The organism is Streptomyces sp. UNOC14_S4, assembly GCF_020740835.1.
Classification (GTDB): Bacteria; Actinomycetota; Actinomycetes; order Streptomycetales; family Streptomycetaceae; genus Streptomyces.
This window is the reverse complement of sequence record NZ_JAINFC010000739.1, coordinates 1-2,734: the sequence shown is the minus strand read 5'-3', so window position 1 is coordinate 2,734 and position 2,734 is coordinate 1. Positions and strand designations below refer to the sequence as shown.

The following is a 2,734-nucleotide window of genomic DNA, read 5'->3' as shown; positions in this document are numbered from 1 at the left end:
GTACGCCCCCTTCGCCCACCTCACCGCCCCCAACTCCGCCCTCTACCGGCGGACGATGCGGACGTTCCTCGCCGCCAAGGAGCGCTTCGCGGTGCATCTGCGGCCCGAGGACGTGCATGCCGCCCTGCCCGCCGGTGAGCGTCCGGCCGAGCTCGACGCCGTGGTCAAGGCGCTGGACAGCCTCGTCGAATGGGGAAATCTGCGGGCCGATCCCGACACGGCACGCGTCACGGCCGTCGAGGACTTCTACCGCAAGCGGTTCGTCTACCAGCTCACCCAGGCGGGAGAAGCGGCGGAGGAGGCGCTCTCCGCGTACGACGAAGCGCTCGGCCGACGGGGCGCGCTGCAGGCGGTCGCGCTGCACGACATCGTCACCCACCTGCGGGCCCTGCTCGTCCTGGGAGCCGAGGAGGAGCCTGACCCGGCCAAGGCCCACCTCGCGCTCGACGCGCTGACCAGCCGGTTCGCGGCCCTCGCCGAGAACGCCCGGGCCTTCATGGGTTCCCTGCAGCGCACCATCGACCTGCACGACGTCGAGGAGGAGGTCTTCCTCGCCTACAAGGACCGGCTCATCCAGTATCTGGAGCGGTTCATCCAGGACTTGATCACTCTCGGCGGACGCATCGCCCAGCTGATCCTGGAGCTGGAGGGTGGTGACGCGATCGCACCGCTGCTCCGGGCCGCCGCCGCTCGCGAGGCCGCCGACGCGTCCCCGGAGGACGCGGAGGGCGCGGAGCAGGAGGCGTACGCGCGGTGGGCCGGCCGCTGGGAGGGGCTCGCCGCCTGGTTCATCAGCAGGGACGGGCGGGAATCGCAGGCGCGGCTGCTGCGCGGCCGGGCGCTCGGGGCGATCCCCCAGCTCCTGGCGGTCGTACGGTCGCTGAACGAGCGCAGGGCCGGGCGCTCCGACCGTTCGGCCGACTTCCGTACGCTCGCCCGCTGGTTCGCCGAGGCGCCCGACGACGAGGCCCGGCACCGTCTGTGGCGCACCGCTTTCGGGCTCTACCCCGCCCGCCACCTCACCGTCGACGCCGACACCCTCGCCGTCCGCGCGGCCCGGCCGGTGCCCGCCGCCACCCCGTGGGCCGCGGCCGAACCGCTGCGGATCAGCCCGCAGTTGCGGCGCACCGGCAGTTACGAACGGCGCGGCAAGCCGCGCAGGGTCGAGGACCGGTCCGAGGCACGCCGCCATCTCGCCGAGATCGCCGCCAAGCAGGCCGCCGAGACCGCCGCCGCGCGGGCGCGGCTCGCCACCGACGGCGTCACCCGGCTCTCCGCCCTCGGCGACCTCGATCCGCTCGCGTTCGGCCTCTTCCTCCAGCTCCTCGGCGACGCCCTCGCCACCTGGCGGCCCGGCATGACACGTACGTCCGCCACCAGCAACGACGGGTCCATGGAGATCCGCCTCACCGCGCTCGGCGATGGCACGGCCGCCGAGATCACCACCCCCGGGGGCACGTTCCGGGGCCCCGACCACACCGTCGAGATCATCGACCTCACAGAGGGGGACAGGGGGGACGGCAGGCGATGAACGCCACACTTACCGAGGTCCTGGACGGGCAGCACGCCGCCGAGTCGCGCAAGGCCGCGCGCGCTCTGCTCAAGGAGCCTCTCCTGCTCGCACGCGGCCCGCGTTCGGACGACTTCCGGCTCGTCCGCCGCCACGCCTCGGAACTGCGCGCGTGGTTCGACCGCAACACCGGCTGGTCCCTCCACGTGGACGCCGAGGCCGCCCGCCTGTACAAGACCCCCGGCTTGCTCTCCGACCCGGCACACCCGGCCCGCGAGGCCGGCCGGGCCGGTGCTCCCTTCACCCGCCGACGCTATGTCCTGCTCTGTCTCGCCCTCGCGGCCCTGGAACGCGGCGAGAACCAGACAGCGCTCGGCCGCCTCGCCGACCAGGTCGTTCTGGACGCGGCGGACCCCCATCTCGCCGCCTGTGGCATCCACTTCACCCTGGACCGCCGCGACGAGCGCCTCGACCTCGCCGCCGTCGTCAAGCTCCTGCTGAGGCTCGGTGTCCTGCGACGGGTCGCCGGTGACGAGGAGGCGTACGTCAGCGGAGCGGGCGACGTCCTCTACGACGTCGAGCGCCGCGTGCTGGCCGGTCTGCTCGCCACGCGCCGGGGCCCTTCCACGGTGCGGGCCGGCACCTTCGACGAGCGTCTGGCCGAACTGGTCGCCGAAACCGCCCTGGACAGCGACGACCTGCGGTTCCGCGCGATGCGCCGCTCACTGACCCGCCGCCTGCTCGACGACCCGGTGCTGTACTACGACGAACTCACCGACGCGGAGCTCGCCTACCTCACCCGGCAGCGCGGCTTCCTCACCGCCCGCATCACGGAACTGACCGGACTCGTCGCCGAGGTACGGGCCGAGGGCATCGCCATGGTCGACCCCGACGACGACCTCACCGACGTCCGCATGCCCGAACAGGGCACCCACGGCCATGTCACCCTGCTGCTCACCGAGCACCTCGCGACGGCGGACGGGCCCGTCACCGTCGGAGAGCTCCAGCGGAAGGTCCGTGAACTCGCCGCCGTCTACGGCGGCTTCTGGGCCAAGTCGGCCAAAGAACCGGGCGCCGAAGGCGAACTGGTCGAGCAGGCGCTCGCCAAGCTCACCGCGCTGGGACTCGTCACCCGTCACGGCGACGCGGTCGCGCCCCGCCCGGCCCTCGCCCGGTACGCCGTCGGCGAGGCCGTCGTCCTCGAACCCCGCGCCTCCCGCACCC

At 73.3% G+C, this 2,734-nt stretch carries 2 protein-coding genes; both read left to right on the top strand.

The window, feature by feature from the left end:
* A partial coding sequence (locus K6I34_RS35140) for a TIGR02677 family protein (RefSeq protein ID WP_229332088.1) occupies positions 1–1,531 on the top strand: 1,531 nt, incomplete at its 5' end.
* On the top strand, positions 1,528–2,734 hold a 1,207-nt coding region (locus K6I34_RS35135; RefSeq protein WP_229332087.1), incomplete at its 3' end, for a TIGR02678 family protein. The genes K6I34_RS35140 and K6I34_RS35135, both read left to right, overlap by 4 nt.